The following is a 17,036-nucleotide window of genomic DNA, read 5'->3' on the forward strand; positions in this document are numbered from 1 at the left end:
TAAAGATTGCCGGGCCAAGGGGCAAGCATATGCTATGTGGATAGTCACGCCCTCCCCATGTTAAACGAGCGCATTTCCGCTAGAAGATCGACATGAGCTCAATGAACCGGACTGAAGAAAAACTCGCTGCCCTGAACCAGCCGAAACCCTGGTCCGGTGTAAACGCCTATCGTTCCGACCCGCTGCTTGTCGATCTGACGGCCAGCCTGTCGCGCGGGCTGCGCGAGGAATACGACGTCATCGGCAAATATGTGACCTCGCACGAGGCGCAGGAACTCGCCCGCATGGCGAACCAGAGCCCGCCGGTGCTGCGCACCCACGGCGTTCGTGGCGAGCGGCTCGATGTGGTGGAGTTCCATCCGGCCTGGCATGCGCTGATGCGCCGCTCCATGTCCGTCGGCCTGCATTCTTCCGTCTGGGAAAACCTGCCGGATGCCCGCGGCCACGAACACAAGGCCCGCGCCACCCGCTTCTTCCTCACCGCCCAGCTCGAAACCGGCCATCTCGGAGCGTTGACGACCACCAGCGCATCGGTTGCCGCTCTCGTGACCGCGCCGCATATACAAAAGGAATGGGCGCCGAAGATCCTGTCACGGAAGTATGATTCGTCGAACAAGCCACCGTTGCAGAAGACGGCCGTGACGCTCGGCATCGGCATGACGGAAAAGCAGGCCGGCACCGATGTGCGGGCGATCTCTACTTCCGGCGAACGGGTGGGCGAGGGGATTTACCGCCTTTCCGGCCACAAGTGGTTCATGTCCGCTCCGATGAGCGACGGTTTCGTTATGCTGGCCCAGACGAAGGACGGCATGGGCTGCTTCCTCGTGCCGCGCCTGCTCGAAGACGGTTCTGGAAACGGCCTCGAATTCCAGCGGCTGAAGGACAAGATCGGCAACCGCTCGAATGCGACGGCGGAAGTCGAGTTCTCGGATGCATTCGGCTATCTGCTCGGCACGCCGGGTGATGGTATCCGCACCATCCTCGACATGGTGACGCTGACCCGGCTCGACTGCGCACTGGCCTCGGCCGGCATCATGCGCGCCTCGATGGCGGAAGCCGTGCATCATGTCCGGGGGCGTTCGGCCTTCGGCAAGAAACTGATCGATCAGCCGATCATGACGCGCGTGCTGGCCGATATGGCTCTTGACGTCGCCGCCGCTACGACGCTTGCCTTCAAGCTTGCCGACACCTTCGACCGCGCCCGGGAAAACCCTGTTGACGCGGCCTATGCCCGCGTCATGACGCCGGTGGTGAAATACTGGATCTGCAAGATCGCGCCGGCGCTGATCTACGAGGCGATGGAATGCATCGGCGGCAGCGGATACATTGAGGAACGGCCGATCGCCCGTCATTATCGGGAGGCACCGGCGGCGGCGCTCTGGGAAGGCTCGGGCAATGTCATGGCGCTGGACGTCCTGCGCGTTCTCGAGCGTGGCAAGGATCTGATCGACACGCTCTTTGCGGGTTTCGAACGGGATCTCGGCCCCTCCGGCAAGAAGACCGTCGAAGTCCTGCGCGCGGCGACCGCTCTTGCCGAACGCGACGAAGGGGCGGCACGCCTGCTGATCGAACAGATGGCGCTGGTTGCTTCGGCGGCCGAACTCTACCGGCTGGGCGCCGGCAAAATTGCCGACGCCTTCCTCGAATCACGGCTCGCGGGCGGCTGGCGTCATACCTACGGCGTGCTCGATGCCCGTTTCGACGCGCGCTACGTCCTCGATCTTCTCTACCCGGCAGCGACCTGATCGCCTTCCAGGCCAACTGAGCGTTCTGATCTTGAGTCCATGGTAAGCCGGGGGTAGTCTCCCCGGTGTCGACGCATATGCGCCGTTTCCGGCCCTCTTCGCGCGTTTCTTCCCCCTCATGATGACCCGATCCCACTCACCTGTTGCCGTGCCGGCAAAGGAGACCTTCATGAATCATGTTCTGAACGAAGGCGAATATCGCCTTGAAAATATTGCTGCCCGTCGCGACGATCTCGTCATGATTTCCGGCTGCTCCGGCGGGGGCAAGTCGACCTTGCTCGAGGAATTGTCGCGGCGAGGCTTTGCGACATGCGAGGAACCCGGGCGGCAGGTGGTTCGCGAACAGCTTTTCATCGATGGCGAAGCGCTGCCATGGGCGAACCTGCCGCTCTTTGTCGAACTGACCATCTCCCGCTCGATCAATTTCATGACGGAGGCGGCGTGCAGGGGAGGACGAACCTTCTTCGACCGGGGAATCGTCGATCAGATCGCCGGGTTGGAACAGGCGGGCCATATCGTTCCCCCGGTTTATCTCCGGGCAGCGGAAAGGCTGCGCTATCACCGGCAGGTCTTCCTGCTGCCGCCATGGCCGGAAATCTACAGGAACGACGCCGAGCGACGCCATGGGCTGGAGACGGCCATCGAAGCGTTTCGATACCTCGAAAACGCTTATAGGCGCTTTGGTTATGAACTTGTCGAGGTGCCCAGGGCCGGTGTCGGGGAGAGGGCGGACTTCATTCTCTCGACGCTTGCGCAACAAGAGCCGGGCTGAGGTCGGACGGCGTCTTCTGGCGGGTTTTGGTGCTTTCCGGATGCTCGCTCTTGCGTTATCCCCAACGCCCGTTAACCTTAACAAATGGTTTACGTTGCGTCGCTCCTGTTAAGGGGTCAGTTTCCCGCACAGGGACAGACCGGATCAGCGGGGCGCAAAAAACCAGAATGACAAGAATGACTTTGGTTTTGGTCATGATGGCGTTTTTCGCGGTACTTGCGTTGGATATCGCCGTTCCGGCCACGGTCCTGAGCGCCATGGCTCTGCTTCGGTGGACGGTGCGCTACTGGCCATCGACAGGTATGTATGAGGAGAGGGCGGCATGAAGACCTTCCTGATTTTGTGGGCTGCCCCCATCGCCCTGCTCGGAAGCTGGTACGGGCTCTCCTATTACGATATGAGCTTCGGTATCTTCATGCTCACGCGGCAGGCGCATGATCTGGTATTCCAGATTTACGGCCACATCCTCGGCATTCCCCCGGAAACGATTCCGCCGCTGGTGGCGCGCGCCATCGCCTTCGACAGCCTTCTGGTTTTCGCGATCATCGGCTTTCGCCGCCGTCGAAAGATCATCGCGTGGTGGAAAGCCCGTCAGGCACCCTCGGTATCAGAAGATCTGCGCAGCGTCGACAACCTGTCGAGTGCGCCCTGAAGGATAAAGCTGGCCGCGGCCGAGTCGATCCGCTCGCTGCGCTTGGCCCTGGAAACGTCCATTTCCAGAAGCGCCCGTTCCGCTGCTACCGTCGATAGCCGCTCGTCCCAGAAGACGAAGGGGATATCGGTTTTTTCCGACATCGAACGCACGAAGGCGCGAGTGGCCTGAACGCGCGGCCCGGCCGAACCGTCCATATTCATCGGCAGGCCGATGACGAAGGCAGCGATCTTTTCCCGGGCGGCGAAATCGAGCAGGACCTCTGCATCCTTCGTGAATTTTATCCGTTTGATCACCGGGCGCGGGCTTGCGAAACGCAGGCCAATATCAGACATGGAAAGGCCGATCGTCTTGGTGCCGAGGTCAAGCCCAGCGACCGGCTGCAGGGGCGCAAGGGTCTCCGCCAGTTCCTCGATCGTCAGTGTCGTCATCGTGATTTCCTCACTGGTGGCCGTGGTCGCTACTTTCCGTTACGGCCATATGCCATATTTTTATCCGACGAAACAATTTCGCCTTCCTGTCCCCCAAAGGAGTCTTCCATGAAAATCACCTGGCTCGGCCATTCCGCTTTTCGTCTGGACACGGCCAAAGCGAGCATCCTGATCGACCCGTTTCTCACCCATAACCCGGGTTTTGCGGGTCTTGACCTCAAGGATGCCGCGGCCGGCGTCACCCATATCCTTCTGACCCATGGCCATGGCGACCATGTCGGCGATACCATCCGTCTCGCCAATGAAACCGGCGCAACCGTGCTCGCCAACGCCGATCTGGCCGCCTGGCTCGGTTCCAAGGGGGTTTCGAAGATCGAGATGGGCAATACCGGCGGCACCGTTGCCTTCGACGGCTTCACGGTGACCTTCACCAATGCGCTGCATTCGTCCGCGCAGATCACCGAGGACGGCGTCTCCCATGCGCTCGGCAATGCCAACGGCCTGATGCTGCACATCGACGATGAACCCTCGCTCCTGCACATGGGTGACACCGACATCTTCTCGGACATGAAGCTCATCAACGAACTGCACCAGCCGGATATCGGCCTCGTGCCGATCGGCGACCGCTTCACAATGGGCGGCGCGGTGGCGGCATTGGCCTGCCAGCGATTCTTCGAGTTCCAGACGGCCATCCCCTGCCACTACGGTTCCTTCCCGATCATCGACCATACGCCGGAGAAATTCGTGGCCGGCATGGAGGGGACGAAGACCAAGGTAGAGACGCCGAAGCCCGGCCATAGCCTGGAAGTCTGAGAAATCCCCGTTGCGCCATGGCCTGACGGCCATTATAGCGAAGGAAACATAAGACCTGGAGAATACCGATGTCCGTTGATCTCAAGACCGTCAAGCGTGTGGCACATCTGGCCCGCATCGCCCTCAACGAGGAAGAAGCACAGCGCATGATGGGAGAGCTCAACGGCATCCTCGGCTTCGTCGAGCAGCTTTCCGAGGTCGACGTGACGGGCATCGAACCCATGACGTCCGTCACGCCCATGGCGATGAAAAAGCGCGCCGACGTGGTCACCGACGGCAACAAGGCCGATGACATCGTCGCCAACGCGCCGGAAACGGACCGCAACTTCTTCCTGGTGCCGAAGGTCGTCGAATAAGCCTTTCGGCTTCGCGACGCCGCATCCGTCCTGCATTCCCTCTCTGGCCGCCTCCCGGGCGCCGCTATTTTGAAGTGAACCGACATCATGAGCGAACTGACAAGCCTCACCATTGCCGAAGCCCGCGCCAAACTGGCGGCGAAGGAGATCAAGGCCGTCGAGCTGACCGACGCCTATATCCAGGCGATCGAGGCGGCCAATGACGCGATCAATGCCTATGTCACCGTCACGCCGGAAAAGGCCCGCGAGATGGCCAAGGCTTCCGACGAGCGAATCGAGGCCGGCAAGGCTGGCGCGCTGGAGGGCATTCCACTCGGCATCAAGGACCTGTTCGCCACCCGCGACATCCACACCCAAGCCTGCTCCGACATCCTGAACCGCTTCAAGCCGAAATACGAATCGACCGTGACCCAGAACCTCTGGGATGACGGCGCGGTCATGCTCGGCAAGCTGAACATGGACGAATTCGCCATGGGTTCGTCCAACGAGACGTCCCATTACGGCCCTGTGGTCAACCCTTGGAAGGCGAAGGGCTCTAACGAAAATCTGGTTCCCGGCGGTTCGTCGGGCGGTTCGGCTGCTGCCGTTGCCGCACATCTGTGCGCCGGCGCCACCGCAACCGATACCGGCGGTTCGATCCGCCAGCCAGCCGCCTTTACCGGCACCGTCGGCATCAAGCCGACCTATGGCCGTTGCTCTCGCTGGGGCACGATCGCTTTCGCGTCCTCGCTCGATCAGGCTGGCCCGATCGCTCGAGACGTTCGCGACGCTGCCATCCTCTTGAAGTCCATGGCGTCGGTCGACGCCAAGGATACGACCTCTGTCGATCTGCCGGTGCCGGATTACGAAGCCGCGCTCGGTCAGTCCCTGAAGGGCATGAAGATCGGTATCCCGAAGGAATACCGTGTCGAGGGCATGCCGGCCGAGATCGAGACGCTCTGGCAGCAGGGCATCGCATGGTTGAAGGAAGCCGGTGCCGAGATCGTCGACATCTCCCTGCCGCACACGAAGTATGCGCTTCCAGCTTACTACATCGTCGCTCCGGCTGAGGCTTCGTCGAACCTTGCCCGTTACGACGGCGTTCGCTACGGCCTGCGGGTCGACGGCAAGGACATTGCCGACATGTACGAGAAGAGCCGCGCCGAAGGCTTCGGCACCGAAGTCAAGCGCCGTATCATGATCGGCACTTACGTGCTGTCGGCTGGTTACTACGATGCCTATTATCTGCAGGCGCAGAAGGTCCGCACGCTGATCAAGCGCGACTTCGAAATCGCCTTCCACGCCGGCGTCGACGCCATCCTGACGCCCGCAACGCCGTCTTCCGCCTTTGCCATCGGCGATAAGGAGCTCGCTGCCGATCCGGTGAAGATGTACCTGAACGACATCTTCACGGTAACGGTCAACATGGCCGGACTGCCGGGCCTCTCCGTTCCGGCCGGTCTCGACAGCAAGGGACTGCCGCTCGGCCTCCAGCTTATCGGCAAGCCTTTCGAGGAAGAAACGCTGTTCAAGACTGCCCACGTCATCGAACAGGCCGCCGGCAAGTTCACGCCCGCCAAGTGGTGGTAGGCGAACTGAAAATTCGGACAATGATTGTCGCCGGTCACATCGTGGCCGGCGAAGTCATTTTTGCAGGTTGAAATTCATTCCTCTTCCCGGGCGGGCGTCCTTCGTGGAAGCCCTCGGACGGAACAGTCTTCATCAACGCGGGGACTGATGGTTCTCTTCTGCATCCGGCGGAATATCTCGCCCCGGTTCACATTCAGGCGAGTCGATCAACGAGATCGTTTGCTGGTTCAGTATGCGAGAACGAGAAACCCGGTCATTCCTGATTTAAAATATTGAAAATAAACAGAAATGCTGTTTTTCTCGTTTGATGTAATACAACCTCTGGCCAAACCTTGTTGCGGGTGTTCTACTCCGCGAAACACGGGAGAGGGCATGGCAAATATTCGCACCGCACGACAGGAAGAGGCCGATCTGCTTGCAGATATCGGTATTCGTTCCTGGGAACAGGCGATGATTCCGGTCGGCGAGACGAGCCCGATGCTGGAAAATGCCCGTCAGGCCTTCCAGAACTTCACCCGTAGCCGCTGGATCACGATTTCCGTCGTGGAAAGCGGCGGTGCCGTAGTCGGATGGGCAGCCCGCGAACAGCTTGATGAGAACATCACCGACTTCTGGATCGATCCTCAACATCAGGGGCAGGGGCTGGGTTCGGTTCTGCTGGAAGAGGTGGAGGACGAGATCCGCAAACAGGGCTTCGAGAAGGCGTCGCTGGAAACACACGCTCTCAATCGGGACGCTGTCGGTTTTTTCGAGAAACATGGCTATTCGGTCCACTGGCTGACCATTGCCTATAACCCGAAGCTCGACCGCGACGTCCAGACCGTTGGCATGTCCAAGCAGCTCGTGGAGCCGGCCGGCACTGGTTATGCGGAATTCTAGTTTCCTGCGAAGGAGCGGAGCACCGCATCCAATGCGGCTGCGGCCCTTTCGGGAGCGATGAGGACGGCTGACGCGGCCGTAATCTGCACGACGAAGAATGTCGGCAAGGCGACGGGAAACGGCTGTTTGCGCGTTTTGTGGCGGAGAAGCCTCTGGGCAAGTAATGCGCCCACACCGCCGCCGAACAGGGCGAGGGAGAGCAATGTGGTTTCCCGTATGCGCCATTCGCCATTGCGGGCCGCGTCCTTGTCCAGCCAATAGACACAGAACACCACGACATTGTAGAGCGCAGCGATGGCGAGAAGCGTAAGGGTCCCGGGAGCCATCCACCCATGCTGCATGAAGCGGATTAACGATTGATGAGCCTCTTGCGGGCTTGATGTCTTGCCCCGCAAGGCTGGACAAGCCTTGCGCCACCGCGACATTTGTTCTACCTCACGGGCTTGAAAACTCCACGCATGACACGAGCATCTGATGACCCTAGTTGACACGCGCACGCCTGACCCGAAACGTTTCATTCCCGGCGCCACCGGCGATTGGGAAGTGATCATCGGTATGGAGGTTCACGCGCAGGTGACGAGCAATTCGAAGCTCTTCTCCGGCGCCTCGACCACCTTCGGTAATGCGCCGAATGCCAACGTTTCACTGGTGGATGCGGCCATGCCCGGCATGCTGCCGGTCATCAACGAGGAATGCGTCAAGCAGGCGGTCCGCACCGGACTGGGCCTGAAGGCGCAGATCAACAAGCGTTCGATCTTCGACCGCAAGAACTACTTCTATCCGGACCTGCCGCAGGGCTACCAGATCTCCCAGTTCAAGGACCCGATCGTAGGAGAGGGCAAGATCATCATCTCACTTGGCCCCGACCGTCAGGGCCAGTTTGAGGATATCGAGATTGGCATCGAGCGTCTGCACCTCGAGCAGGACGCCGGCAAGTCGATGCACGACCAGCATCCGACGATGTCCTATGTCGACCTGAACCGTTCGGGCGTCGCGCTGATGGAAATCGTCTCCAAGCCGGACATGCGCTCGTCTGACGAGGCCAAGGCCTACATGACCAAGCTGCGCTCCATCGTGCGCTATCTCGGCACTTGCGACGGCAACATGGACGAAGGCTCCATGCGCGCCGACGTCAACGTTTCCGTACGCAGGCCGGGCGGCGAGTTCGGAACGCGTTGCGAGATCAAGAACGTCAACTCCATCCGCTTCATCGGCCAGGCTATCGAATACGAGGCACGCCGCCAGATCGGCATTCTGGAGGATGGCGGTTCGATCGATCAGGAAACCCGCCTCTTCGACCCGAACAAGGGCGAGACCCGGTCCATGCGCTCGAAGGAAGACGCGCATGATTATCGCTATTTCCCCGATCCGGACCTGCTGCCGCTCGAATTCGACGATGCCTTCATCGAGGAACTGAAGAAGGACCTGCCGGAGCTGCCTGACGACAAGAAGGCTCGTTTCGTCCGAGATCTCGGCCTGTCGATCTACGACGCCTCCGTTCTGGTGTCGGAGAAGGCAATTGCCGACTACTTCGAGGAAGTCGCGGCCGGTCGCGATGGCAAGACGGCTGCGAACTGGGTTATCAACGATCTGCTCGGAGCGCTCAACCGCACCGGCAAGAGCATCGAGGAAACGCCGGTCTCTCCGGCCCAGCTCGGCGCGATCATCGACCTCATCAAGGCTGAAACCATTTCGGGCAAGATCGCCAAGGATCTGTTCGAGATCGTTCTGACCGAAGGTGGCGATCCGGCAGAGATCGTCGAAGCTCGTGGCATGAAGCAGGTGACCGACACCGGCGCCATCGAAAAGGCTGTCGACGAGATCATCGCCGCAAACCCGGATCAGGTCGAGAAGGTCAAGGCCAAGCCCACGCTTGCCGGCTGGTTCGTCGGTCAGGTGATGAAGGCGACGGGCGGCAAGGCCAACCCGCAGGCCGTGCAGGCGCTGGTCAAGGCCAAGCTCGGCATCGAGGAGTAATCCCTTGTATTTCGTTCGCACCGCGAGCGAGCGTGACGTCGGGCAGGTGAAGACCCTGCTCGACGAAACCTTCCACTCAACCTACGATCCGTTCTACGGTGCAGACAAGGTGCGCCAGATGGTCGATGGCTGGCATTCCGCAAACGCCATCAAGGCACGCATCGGAAAGCGTGGCGCCGAGTTTCTTGTTGCCGATAGCGGACGGGAAATCGGTGGTCTCGGTTATGCCGCCATGTATCCCAAGATGGCGAAGACGGTGATGCTGCATCAGCTCTACGTCCGACCGTCCTGCCAGAACGAGGGGATCGGCCGCGATATCTTCGCGGAGCTGGAGACCTGCTTCCCCGATGCCGAGATCATGCGGGTCGAAGTGGCGCTTCCGAACGTTCGCGCGATGTCTTTCTACGAGCGTCTCGGCTTCACCGAAGTCGACCGTATGGAGGAATGGGGCGCGCCGAATTCCGGCCTGCCGGCGATCATCATGGAAAAACGGCTGGAGTTCTAAGCCGCCCTTTCCCTCGCCGTTTGGCGTGTACGAAAATTCCCGTGCAAAATCTCCAGTCGTCACACGACCGTCCTGTCGTACTTTGTAGGTTCCGCTGAAAACAGACGGGAAGGGAAAAGCATGCAAGGATCGGATATCGTCATCAGGGAAGCACTGAGGGAGGATGTGGCAGCCATCGCAGCCATTCTGGCGGGCGACACCGTCGGCGGTCACGGGGATACGACGGATCCGGCGGCTCTTCCTGGCTATCTTGCCGCCTTCGACAGCATCTCCGCATCTCCCAATGAAACGCTCTATGTTGCCGAGCGGGGCGGAGAGGTCGTCGCTACCTGCCAGACCCTTGTCACGACGACGCTTTCCGGCCGCGGCGGGTCCTCGATGATTGTCGAAACCGTCTTTACCCGCCGGGATTGCCGGGGGCAGGGCATCGGCGCGACGATGATCCGTCATTGCATCGAAGAGGCGAAAAGAAAGGGCATGCGGGCCGTCCAACTGACCTCCAATGCTGCGCGCAAGGATGCTCATCGCTTCTATGAGAGGCTCGGTTTTGCCCAGAGTCACCTTGGCTTCAAGTTGAAGCTGAAATGACCTCCGGGCGGCGCGAATCACTAGACAACGGCGCTGCAAGGCTGCATAAGCGGAAGACGTTTTTAGCAAGTGCATTGCCTTTTCGGCAAAGCCCAAGGAAAAGACATGAAGCAGCTTCTTTTGCAGGTTTTCACCTGGTGGAACGGCCAGACCATGGGAACGCGATTCTTCACCTGGCGCAACGGTAAGCGCGTCGGCGAAGACGAAATGGGCAATGTCTATTATGAGGGCGGCACCACGTCTTTCGGCCTTCCGCGCCGCTGGGTGATCTACAAGGGCTACGCTGACGCTTCGAAAATCCCGACCGGCTGGCACGGCTGGATGCACTACCGCACCGACGTTCCGCCGAGCAAGGAAGACTACAAGGCGCGCGAATGGCAAAAGCCGCACCGCGAAAACCAGACCGGTACCGCGCTTGCCTATCGTCCCCCTGGCTCTCTTGCCGTCGTGGGCGAGCGTCCGCGGGTTACCGGCGACTACGACGCCTGGACGCCCGGCAACTGACACCCGATTTGGCCACAATTGGACTATAGGGCCAAGGTAACGAGGCCCTTTTTCTTTATGGGCCGTCGGAAAACAAAAGCGGGAGAATGGCGGATATGAAGCGTTCCGGGTTGGGCTCGGCCACTGGTATCGTCTGTGCAGCGGTCATGGCTGTCGGTATCGTTGCTCTGGTCGGAAACGAGCCTGCAAAGGCGGCCCGCATCTCCAATCCCGTGGCTGAATTTGCCGGTATCGACAAGATCACCGGCCGCATCACTTCCTTCGACGTCTATATCGACGAGACCGTCCAGTTCGGCGCGCTACAGGTGACGCCGAAAGTCTGCTACTCGCGTGACGAAACCGAAGCGCAGAAGGTCGATGGCTTCGTAGAAGTCGATGAAATCACACTCGATCGCAAGATTCGTCGGATCTTTTCCGGATGGATGTTTGCCGACAGCCCGGCGCTCAACGCCGTTGAACACGCGATCTATGACGTCTGGCTGACCGGCTGCAAGCAGGCTTCCGACGTTCCAGCGCCCGCCAAGACCAATTAATTCAGGTATTTTGCCAAACTATAAGTCGACCAACTGCCAGCAGGTCCCGAATCTGTTGACATTTGCTTCCGGTTTGAACAAATAGGGAACAAATAGGAGTTCCGATATGTCCCTGTCCGAGAAGTTCATCGTATTGCCGTTCAAGAAAAATCGTGGAAATCTGGTGCCGGGTGAGATGCGTCAGGCGTCGAATGCCGCTTCCGCCGAGAAGATCGCGACGGCCATGGCCGGTCGTCATATAGGGGTCGCCGCCTACGCGATCCAGGTGGACGAGGAGTCCGGGGATATGACGAGCCCGCGTCTGCTGATCCAGTTTGGCGAAACAACGGACCTCAACGCCGCTTAGCTACGCTGGATTTCGCCCAATGGCGGCTTTTGGTGACATATGAGAGGTTGAAGCATGTCGCGCAAAAGTGTGCGGAGGTTTTGTGACAACGGCATGCGACAAGACAATGACCTAAAGCGCTGGGAGCGAACCTGAAACATCGAGATGCGCTTTAGCCGCCTCTCAGAAGGGCAGGGTGTCCGACTGCATCGCCTTGTCCAAGAGCTTCAGATAGCCTTCCTTCGGGATATCGATCGCGCCGAAGGTTTTCAGGTGTTCGGTCGTGAACTGGGTATCGAGCAGAGTGAAGCCGCGTGCCTTCAGGCGTTCCACCAGATAGACCAGGCAGATCTTCGAGGCATTGGTCCGGCGGGAGAACATGCTTTCGCCGAAGAAGGCCGAACCCAGCGAAACGCCGTAAAGACCGCCGACCAGTTCATCACCTTCCCAGGCTTCCACCGAATGAGCATGGCCGAGACGGTGTAGCGCGCCGTAGAGTTCGCGAATCGTTTCGTTGATCCATGTGCTGGGACGGTTTTCGACTTCTTCCGCACACTTCGCGATCACCGCGTCGAACGCCGTGTCGAAGCGGATGTCGAAAGGCTTTTGTCGAATGGCCTTGGCGAGACTTTTGGAAACATGGAACTGATCGAGCGGCAGGATGCCGCGCAGTTCGGGCTCGACCCAGAATATTTCCGGATCGTCGGCCGCGTCCGACATGGGGAAGAGGCCTATGGAATAGGCGCGCAACAGGAGTTCGGGTGTGATCCTCTGATCCCTGCTGCGGCGCCCTGCCATTCTTCATTCACCTCATGCGGAGGTTCTGGCCAGATAGTCTTCCAGCCAGTGGATGTCGTAGTCGCCGTTGGCGATGTCCTGGTTTGCAACCAGATCCTGGAACAGCGGCAGCGTGGTCTTGATGCCGTCCACGACGAACTCGTCGAGCACGCGACGCAGGCGCATCATGCATTCGACGCGGGTGCGCCCATGCACGATCAGCTTGCCAATCAGGCTGTCGTAGTAGGGCGGGATCTTGTAGCCGGCATAAGCGCCTGAATCGACGCGAACGCCTAGGCCGCCCGGAGCGTGAAAATGCGTGATCGTGCCCGGTGAGGGAACGAAGGTACGCGGATCCTCGGCATTGATGCGGCACTCGATGGCGTGGCCATGGAAAGCGATCTCGTCCTGCGTGACCGACAGGCCGGCGCCGGAGGCGACACGGATCTGCTCATGCACGAGGTCGATGCCGGTGATGGCTTCGGTGATCGGGTGTTCCACCTGCAGGCGGGTGTTCATTTCGATGAAATAGAACTCGCCGTTTTCGTAGAGGAACTCGACCGTGCCGGCGCCCCGGTACTTCATCTTCTTCATGGCGTCGGCGCAGATCTGGCCGATCCGCATGCGCTGCTCGACGTTGAGGGCGGGGGAGTTGGCCTCTTCCCAGACCTTCTGGTGGCGGCGCTGCAGCGAGCAGTCGCGTTCACCGAGATGGATCGCATTGCCGGCACCATCGCCGACCACCTGCACTTCGATGTGCCGCGGCTTGCCGAGATACTTTTCCATGTAGACGGCCGGGTTGCCGAAGGCGGCAGCCGCTTCAGTCCGGGCGGTGTTGAAGGCTTCTTCCAGATCGCTTTCGGTCTTGGCGACCTTCATGCCGCGACCACCGCCGCCGGCGGTTGCCTTGATGAGAACCGGGAAGCCGATCTGCCGTGCGGTTTCCAGCACGTTCTCAGAAGTGACCTCGCCATCGGAGCCCGGAACGACCGGGATGCCGAGTTCGACAGCTGTCTGCTTGGCGGTGATCTTGTCACCCATCAGGCGGATATGCTCGGCGGTTGGTCCGATGAAGGTGATGCCGTGGGCTTCCAGAATATCTGCAAACTTCGCGTTCTCGGACAGGAAGCCGTAGCCCGGATGCACGGCATCGGCGCCGGTGATCTCGCAGGCAGCAACGATCTGATGGATGTTCAGATAGCTGTCGCGCGACGGCGGCGGGCCGATGCACACGCTTTCATCGGCCAGCCGGACATGCATTGCATCGGCGTCGGCCGTGGAATGAACGGCAACGGTGGCGATGCCGAGTTCCTTGCAGGCACGCAGGACGCGCAGCGCAATCTCGCCGCGGTTGGCTATGAGGATCTTGGAAATGGTGCTCATCGGCTTACTCGACGATGACCAGCGGCTCGCCATATTCGACCGGGCGCCCATCTTCCACGAGGATCTCCACGACCTTGCCGGAGCGCGGCGCCGGGATCTGGTTCATGGTCTTCATGGCTTCGATAATCAGGAGGGTCTGGCCTTCCTTGACGATGGAGCCGACTTCGATGAAGGGGCGGGCGCCGGGAGCTGGAGCGAGGTAGGCGGTGCCGACCATCGGGGCCGCCACGGCATTGGCGAGATTGCGGGCCGGCTCTGCGGCGGCAACCGGCACTGCAGCGACGGCCGGTGCAACCGGAGCTGCGACCTGATAGGCCGGCATCTGCGGCATTGCCATCATCTGCGGCGCTGCCCGCGAAACGCGGATGCGCAGATCTTCCTGCTCGACTTCGATCTCGCTGAGATCCGTCTCGTTGAGGATGTTGGCCAGATCACGGATCAGAGCCTGATCGATTCCCGATTTCTTTTCAGCCATGGAATGGGGTCCTGTATTCTTGTTATTGCGTGATGTTCTTCAGCGCGTGCAGCGCCAGGATGTAGCTATGAGGGCCGAAGCCGCAGATCATGCCTTTCGCGGCGGGCGCTATCATCGATTTATGGCGAAATTCCTCGCGCGCATGGATGTTGGAGATATGGACCTCCACCACCGGTATCGAAATGGCCCGGATCGCATCATGCAGCGCGATCGATGTATGGCCGTAGGCGCCAGGATTGATCGCGACACCTGCGGCCCTGTCTCCTGCTTCGTGAAGCCAGTCGACGAGCACGCCTTCATGGTTCGATTGACGGAAATCGACGGAAAAACCAAGATCGCCACCGACCGTTTTGCAGTCCGTCTCGATATCGGCGAGCGTCTTGCCGCCGTAAATCCCTGGCTCCCGTTTGCCGAGGGCATTGAGATTGGGGCCGTTCAGGACGTAAATGATCTTGCTCATATGCGGTTCCGTCGACTTTCAACCGCCTCCTATAGACTGGCAGGCCCGCAAGGGAAAGCCCCTTGCGGACAAACGACGGAGCGTTCCCCCGGAAATCGCGGGATGTGAAGGTGACGGCGGCGTTGATGCCTCTCAGCAGGTCGCCTTGCCGCAGGTGCGGACGTTGGCGAGCTTCTGTTCGATCGCTTCAGAGCCGATGGCGCCGAACACGGCCTCGTTGCCGACGATGTAGGAAGGCGTGCCGGTGATGCCGAGGCTGGTGGCAAGCTGGTAGGCTTCCTTGACCTGGGCATCGTTCGGGCTGGCCTTCATCTTGGCGCGGATCTGATCCTCGCTCACGCCCAGAGACGACGCGACGTCGAGGGCCGCCTGTTCATCGGCGCGTCCCTTGCCGCCGAGGAGGGCGCGGTGGAACTCGCCATATTTTTCAGGCGCGATCTGGCGGAATGCGTAGGAAACCTTGTGGGCCGCAAGCGAGTCGGGGCCGAGGATCGGGAATTCCTTGAGCACGAAGCGTACATTCTTGTCCTCGGAAAGGATCTTGTCCATGTCCGACAGCGCCCGCTTGCAGTAGCCGCAGTTGTAGTCGAAAAATTCGACGACGGTGACGTCCCCCTTCGGATTGCCGAGCGAAATGTCGTGTTCGGAGGAGAACAGTGCGCCCTTGTTGTCGCCGACGGCCGCCGATGCCTGCTGCTGGCGGGCCTCGTACTGCTTCTTCTCGAGAGCGTCCTGCACGTCCAGCATGATTTCCGGATTGGCGATCAGGTATTCCTTGATGAACTCGCCGATTTCCTTCTTCTGCACCTCGTCGAGCGCGAGTGCGGCCGTCGGCAGTATCGCCGGCAGGATGACGAGCGCCGTCGCGGCGAGCTTCCTGAACGTCAGGGTCATGTCTTTCCTCTTGATCCTTTTCCGCCGAAGCGGTGTCTGGCTGTCGGCACGCATTGTCGGTGCGGCGCTGCTTCGTGCAATAGCGTAGCGGCGGCCCATGGCAAGGGAAATCGGAAAAATGGCCGCAGCGTCGCGCTCTCGCCATTGTGAACACCGGAATAATACGGCAAATGTCTGGCGCCCAGAAGAAAGAGTTTAAGCCGTGGTATCCATATCAAGACGCAGTGCAGTCGAACCCTTCCACGCCATGGACGTCCTCGCCGAAGCGACCAAACGCCGTCAGGCCGGCGCGCCGGTAATTTCCATGGCCGTCGGCCAGCCTGGTCATCCGGCGCCGCAGGCGGCGCTCGCTGCAGCCCGTGACGCACTCGCCCATGGCCGTATCGGTTACACCGACGCCCTCGGTCTCGTCGAACTCAGACAGAGGCTCGCGGGCTATTACAGGGAGCGCCACAGGGTTTCGATCGATCCGGTCCGTATCGCCGTGACTACGGGTTCGTCGGCAGGTTTCAATCTGGCTTTCCTAACGCTGTTCGATGCTGGCGATGCCGTGGCGATTGCAAGGCCCGGCTATCCCGCTTATCGGGCCATCCTTTCTGCGCTCGGCCTCAAGGTGGTGGAGGTGTCGGTCAATGCCGGAACCGGTTTCACTCTGACTCCGGAAAGCCTGGAAGCTGCCCAGACACAGGCGGGCGTGCGGCTGAAGGGCGTTCTGTTGGCGAGCCCCGCCAACCCCACGGGCACGGTCACCGGCCGGGAGCAATTGCGCGCGGTTTATGACTACTGCAAGGGGCAGGGTATCAGCCTCATCTCCGACGAGATCTATCACGGCCTGACCTATGCCGGCGAGGAGGCGACCGCGCTCGAATTCGGCGACGATGTTGTCATCATCAATTCCTTCTCGAAATACTATTGCATGACTGGCTGGCGGGTCGGCTGGATGGTTCTTCCCGAAGAGGCCGTCAGGCCGATGGAATGCCTGGCGCAGAGCCTCTACATCTCGGCCCCGGAGCTTTCGCAAGTTGCGGCAATTGCCGCCTTGGGGGCGGGGGAGGAACTGGAGCACTACAAGGCGAGTTGTGCGGCCAATCGCGAATTTCTACTGAAGCGACTGCCGCAACTCGGCATGCCCCTGCTTTCGCCCATGGATGGCGCTTTCTACGCCTATGTCGACGTGTCCCGCTTCACCAACGACAGCATGGCTTTCGCGAGGCGCATGCTGGCCGAGATCAATGTGGCCGCAACGCCCGGCATGGATTTCGATCCCGTCGATGGTCACCTTGCGCTTCGCATGTCCTATGCCGGAACCATGTCGGAAATGTTCGAGGCGACGGATCGCATCGCCCGCTGGATCGTCTGAAAGAATCCATAATCAAGGGATTACAGCCGTTTCCGGAC

22 protein-coding genes are annotated in these 17,036 nt (G+C 60.3%); 15 read left to right on the forward strand and 7 right to left on the reverse strand.

Annotation, left to right across the window (positions count from 1 at the left end):
* The first annotated feature begins 92 nt into the window (after nt 1-92).
* From NBH21_RS04655 to NBH21_RS04670, 4 genes are all read left to right on the forward strand, one after another.
* Nucleotides 93-1,745: an acyl-CoA dehydrogenase family protein gene (locus NBH21_RS04655; RefSeq protein ID WP_250912740.1), complete on the forward strand. Its 1,653-nt coding sequence runs from the start codon at nt 93-95 to the stop codon at nt 1,743-1,745.
* Between the two features lie 169 nt (nt 1,746-1,914).
* Complete coding sequence (locus NBH21_RS04660; RefSeq protein ID WP_250912741.1) at nt 1,915-2,517, forward strand: AAA family ATPase; 603 nt, start codon at nt 1,915-1,917, stop codon at nt 2,515-2,517.
* A gap of 176 nt (nt 2,518-2,693) precedes the next feature.
* Nucleotides 2,694-2,843 (forward strand): hypothetical protein, encoded by a 150-nt coding sequence (locus NBH21_RS04665; RefSeq protein WP_250912742.1) that lies wholly within the window; start codon nt 2,694-2,696, stop codon nt 2,841-2,843.
* Nucleotides 2,840-3,169, forward strand: coding sequence for a DUF6105 family protein (locus NBH21_RS04670; RefSeq protein WP_250912743.1), 330 nt, complete (start codon nt 2,840-2,842; stop codon nt 3,167-3,169). Before NBH21_RS04665 ends, NBH21_RS04670 begins: the two co-directional genes overlap by 4 nt.
* Here NBH21_RS04670 and ruvX read toward each other — a convergent pair.
* On the reverse strand, nt 3,109-3,600 hold the full coding sequence (gene ruvX, locus NBH21_RS04675; protein ID WP_250912744.1) for a Holliday junction resolvase RuvX: 492 nt from the start codon (nt 3,598-3,600) through the stop codon (nt 3,109-3,111). The genes NBH21_RS04670 and ruvX overlap by 61 nt on opposite strands.
* 108 nt (nt 3,601-3,708) lie before the next feature.
* Here ruvX and NBH21_RS04680 point away from each other — a divergent pair, with 108 nt between their 5' ends.
* The 4 genes from NBH21_RS04680 to NBH21_RS04695 all read left to right on the forward strand — a co-directional run bounded on the left by NBH21_RS04680 (nt 3,709) and on the right by NBH21_RS04695 (nt 7,217).
* On the forward strand, nt 3,709-4,413 hold the full coding sequence (locus NBH21_RS04680) for a metal-dependent hydrolase (protein WP_250912745.1): 705 nt from the start codon (nt 3,709-3,711) through the stop codon (nt 4,411-4,413).
* A gap of 68 nt (nt 4,414-4,481) precedes the next feature.
* Nucleotides 4,482-4,769, forward strand: coding sequence for an Asp-tRNA(Asn)/Glu-tRNA(Gln) amidotransferase subunit GatC (gene gatC, locus NBH21_RS04685; protein WP_250912746.1), 288 nt, complete (start codon nt 4,482-4,484; stop codon nt 4,767-4,769).
* 87 nt (nt 4,770-4,856) lie between these two features.
* A complete protein-coding gene (gatA, locus tag NBH21_RS04690; RefSeq protein WP_250912747.1) occupies nt 4,857-6,338 on the forward strand; it encodes an Asp-tRNA(Asn)/Glu-tRNA(Gln) amidotransferase subunit GatA in 1,482 nt (493 codons plus the stop codon).
* A gap of 372 nt (nt 6,339-6,710) precedes the next feature.
* Nucleotides 6,711-7,217, forward strand: a complete 507-nt coding sequence (locus NBH21_RS04695; protein WP_250912748.1) for a GNAT family N-acetyltransferase — start codon at nt 6,711-6,713, stop codon at nt 7,215-7,217.
* Here the strand turns inward: NBH21_RS04695 and NBH21_RS04700 are convergent.
* Nucleotides 7,214-7,543: a DUF1294 domain-containing protein gene (locus tag NBH21_RS04700; RefSeq protein WP_250912749.1), complete on the reverse strand. Its 330-nt coding sequence runs from the start codon at nt 7,541-7,543 to the stop codon at nt 7,214-7,216. The two genes, NBH21_RS04695 and NBH21_RS04700, sit on opposite strands and share 4 nt — an antisense overlap.
* A gap of 148 nt (nt 7,544-7,691) precedes the next feature.
* On the opposite strand from NBH21_RS04700, the gene gatB reads away from it, so the two are divergent.
* The 6 genes from gatB (at nt 7,692) to NBH21_RS04730 (ending at nt 11,670) form a co-directional block, all read left to right on the forward strand.
* On the forward strand, nt 7,692-9,194 hold the full coding sequence (gene gatB / locus NBH21_RS04705) for an Asp-tRNA(Asn)/Glu-tRNA(Gln) amidotransferase subunit GatB (RefSeq protein ID WP_250912750.1): 1,503 nt from the start codon (nt 7,692-7,694) through the stop codon (nt 9,192-9,194).
* A gap of 4 nt (nt 9,195-9,198) precedes the next feature.
* Nucleotides 9,199-9,699 (forward strand): GNAT family N-acetyltransferase, encoded by a 501-nt coding sequence (locus NBH21_RS04710; RefSeq protein WP_250912751.1) that lies wholly within the window; start codon nt 9,199-9,201, stop codon nt 9,697-9,699.
* A 120-nt stretch (nt 9,700-9,819) separates the two neighbouring features.
* A complete protein-coding gene (locus NBH21_RS04715; protein ID WP_250912752.1) occupies nt 9,820-10,287 on the forward strand; it encodes a GNAT family N-acetyltransferase in 468 nt (155 codons plus the stop codon).
* A 105-nt stretch (nt 10,288-10,392) separates the two neighbouring features.
* Nucleotides 10,393-10,791, forward strand: coding sequence for an NADH:ubiquinone oxidoreductase subunit NDUFA12 (locus NBH21_RS04720; protein WP_250912753.1), 399 nt, complete (start codon nt 10,393-10,395; stop codon nt 10,789-10,791).
* Between the two features lie 146 nt (nt 10,792-10,937).
* Nucleotides 10,938-11,324 (forward strand): DUF2155 domain-containing protein, encoded by a 387-nt coding sequence (locus tag NBH21_RS04725; RefSeq protein ID WP_237351882.1) that lies wholly within the window; start codon nt 10,938-10,940, stop codon nt 11,322-11,324.
* Nucleotides 11,325-11,430: 106 nt separating this feature from the next.
* Nucleotides 11,431-11,670, forward strand: coding sequence for a hypothetical protein (locus tag NBH21_RS04730; RefSeq protein WP_250912754.1), 240 nt, complete (start codon nt 11,431-11,433; stop codon nt 11,668-11,670).
* Nucleotides 11,671-11,832: 162 nt separating this feature from the next.
* Here NBH21_RS04730 and aat read toward each other — a convergent pair whose 3' ends face one another.
* From aat to NBH21_RS04755, 5 genes are all read right to left on the reverse strand, one after another.
* Nucleotides 11,833-12,447, reverse strand: coding sequence for a leucyl/phenylalanyl-tRNA--protein transferase (gene aat, locus NBH21_RS04735; RefSeq protein WP_250912755.1), 615 nt, complete (start codon nt 12,445-12,447; stop codon nt 11,833-11,835).
* Between the two features lie 12 nt (nt 12,448-12,459).
* Nucleotides 12,460-13,809, reverse strand: a complete 1,350-nt coding sequence (gene accC, locus NBH21_RS04740) for an acetyl-CoA carboxylase biotin carboxylase subunit (RefSeq protein ID WP_250912756.1) — start codon at nt 13,807-13,809, stop codon at nt 12,460-12,462.
* Between the two features lie 4 nt (nt 13,810-13,813).
* On the reverse strand, nt 13,814-14,284 hold the full coding sequence (accB, locus tag NBH21_RS04745; RefSeq protein WP_250912757.1) for an acetyl-CoA carboxylase biotin carboxyl carrier protein: 471 nt from the start codon (nt 14,282-14,284) through the stop codon (nt 13,814-13,816).
* 22 nt (nt 14,285-14,306) lie between these two features.
* On the reverse strand, nt 14,307-14,744 hold the full coding sequence (gene aroQ / locus NBH21_RS04750) for a type II 3-dehydroquinate dehydratase (protein WP_250912758.1): 438 nt from the start codon (nt 14,742-14,744) through the stop codon (nt 14,307-14,309).
* 132 nt (nt 14,745-14,876) lie between these two features.
* On the reverse strand, nt 14,877-15,638 hold the full coding sequence (locus NBH21_RS04755; RefSeq protein WP_250912759.1) for a DsbA family protein: 762 nt from the start codon (nt 15,636-15,638) through the stop codon (nt 14,877-14,879).
* Nucleotides 15,639-15,840: 202 nt separating this feature from the next.
* Here NBH21_RS04755 and NBH21_RS04760 point away from each other — a divergent pair, with 202 nt between their 5' ends.
* Entirely contained in the window at nt 15,841-16,998 is a 1,158-nt protein-coding gene (locus NBH21_RS04760) for a pyridoxal phosphate-dependent aminotransferase (RefSeq protein WP_250912760.1), read from the forward strand.
* The last annotated feature ends 38 nt before the right edge of the window (nt 16,999-17,036 follow it).

The organism is Ciceribacter sichuanensis, from assembly GCF_024055605.1.
Classification (GTDB): Bacteria; Pseudomonadota; Alphaproteobacteria; order Rhizobiales; family Rhizobiaceae; genus Allorhizobium; species Allorhizobium sichuanense.

Bases quoted from the DNA above. Each gene is read 5' to 3' on its own strand.
- NBH21_RS04655 (WP_250912740.1), top strand. From the start codon at position 93: ATGAGCTCAATGAACCGGACTGAAGAAAAACTCGCTGCCCTGAACCAG.
- NBH21_RS04660 (WP_250912741.1), top strand. From the start codon at position 1,915: ATGAATCATGTTCTGAACGAAGGCGAATATCGCCTTGAAAATATTGCT.
- NBH21_RS04665 (WP_250912742.1), top strand. From the start codon at position 2,694: ATGACTTTGGTTTTGGTCATGATGGCGTTTTTCGCGGTACTTGCGTTG.
- NBH21_RS04670 (WP_250912743.1), top strand. From the start codon at position 2,840: ATGAAGACCTTCCTGATTTTGTGGGCTGCCCCCATCGCCCTGCTCGGA.
- ruvX (WP_250912744.1), bottom strand. From the start codon at position 3,600: ATGACGACACTGACGATCGAGGAACTGGCGGAGACCCTTGCGCCCCTG.
- NBH21_RS04680 (WP_250912745.1), top strand. From the start codon at position 3,709: ATGAAAATCACCTGGCTCGGCCATTCCGCTTTTCGTCTGGACACGGCC.
- gatC (WP_250912746.1), top strand. From the start codon at position 4,482: ATGTCCGTTGATCTCAAGACCGTCAAGCGTGTGGCACATCTGGCCCGC.
- gatA (WP_250912747.1), top strand. From the start codon at position 4,857: ATGAGCGAACTGACAAGCCTCACCATTGCCGAAGCCCGCGCCAAACTG.
- NBH21_RS04695 (WP_250912748.1), top strand. From the start codon at position 6,711: ATGGCAAATATTCGCACCGCACGACAGGAAGAGGCCGATCTGCTTGCA.
- NBH21_RS04700 (WP_250912749.1), bottom strand. From the start codon at position 7,543: ATGGCTCCCGGGACCCTTACGCTTCTCGCCATCGCTGCGCTCTACAAT.
- gatB (WP_250912750.1), top strand. From the start codon at position 7,692: ATGACCCTAGTTGACACGCGCACGCCTGACCCGAAACGTTTCATTCCC.
- NBH21_RS04715 (WP_250912752.1), top strand. From the start codon at position 9,820: ATGCAAGGATCGGATATCGTCATCAGGGAAGCACTGAGGGAGGATGTG.
- NBH21_RS04720 (WP_250912753.1), top strand. From the start codon at position 10,393: ATGAAGCAGCTTCTTTTGCAGGTTTTCACCTGGTGGAACGGCCAGACC.
- NBH21_RS04725 (WP_237351882.1), top strand. From the start codon at position 10,938: ATGGCTGTCGGTATCGTTGCTCTGGTCGGAAACGAGCCTGCAAAGGCG.
- NBH21_RS04730 (WP_250912754.1), top strand. From the start codon at position 11,431: ATGTCCCTGTCCGAGAAGTTCATCGTATTGCCGTTCAAGAAAAATCGT.
- aat (WP_250912755.1), bottom strand. From the start codon at position 12,447: ATGGCAGGGCGCCGCAGCAGGGATCAGAGGATCACACCCGAACTCCTG.
- accC (WP_250912756.1), bottom strand. From the start codon at position 13,809: ATGAGCACCATTTCCAAGATCCTCATAGCCAACCGCGGCGAGATTGCG.
- accB (WP_250912757.1), bottom strand. From the start codon at position 14,284: ATGGCTGAAAAGAAATCGGGAATCGATCAGGCTCTGATCCGTGATCTG.
- aroQ (WP_250912758.1), bottom strand. From the start codon at position 14,744: ATGAGCAAGATCATTTACGTCCTGAACGGCCCCAATCTCAATGCCCTC.
- NBH21_RS04755 (WP_250912759.1), bottom strand. From the start codon at position 15,638: ATGACCCTGACGTTCAGGAAGCTCGCCGCGACGGCGCTCGTCATCCTG.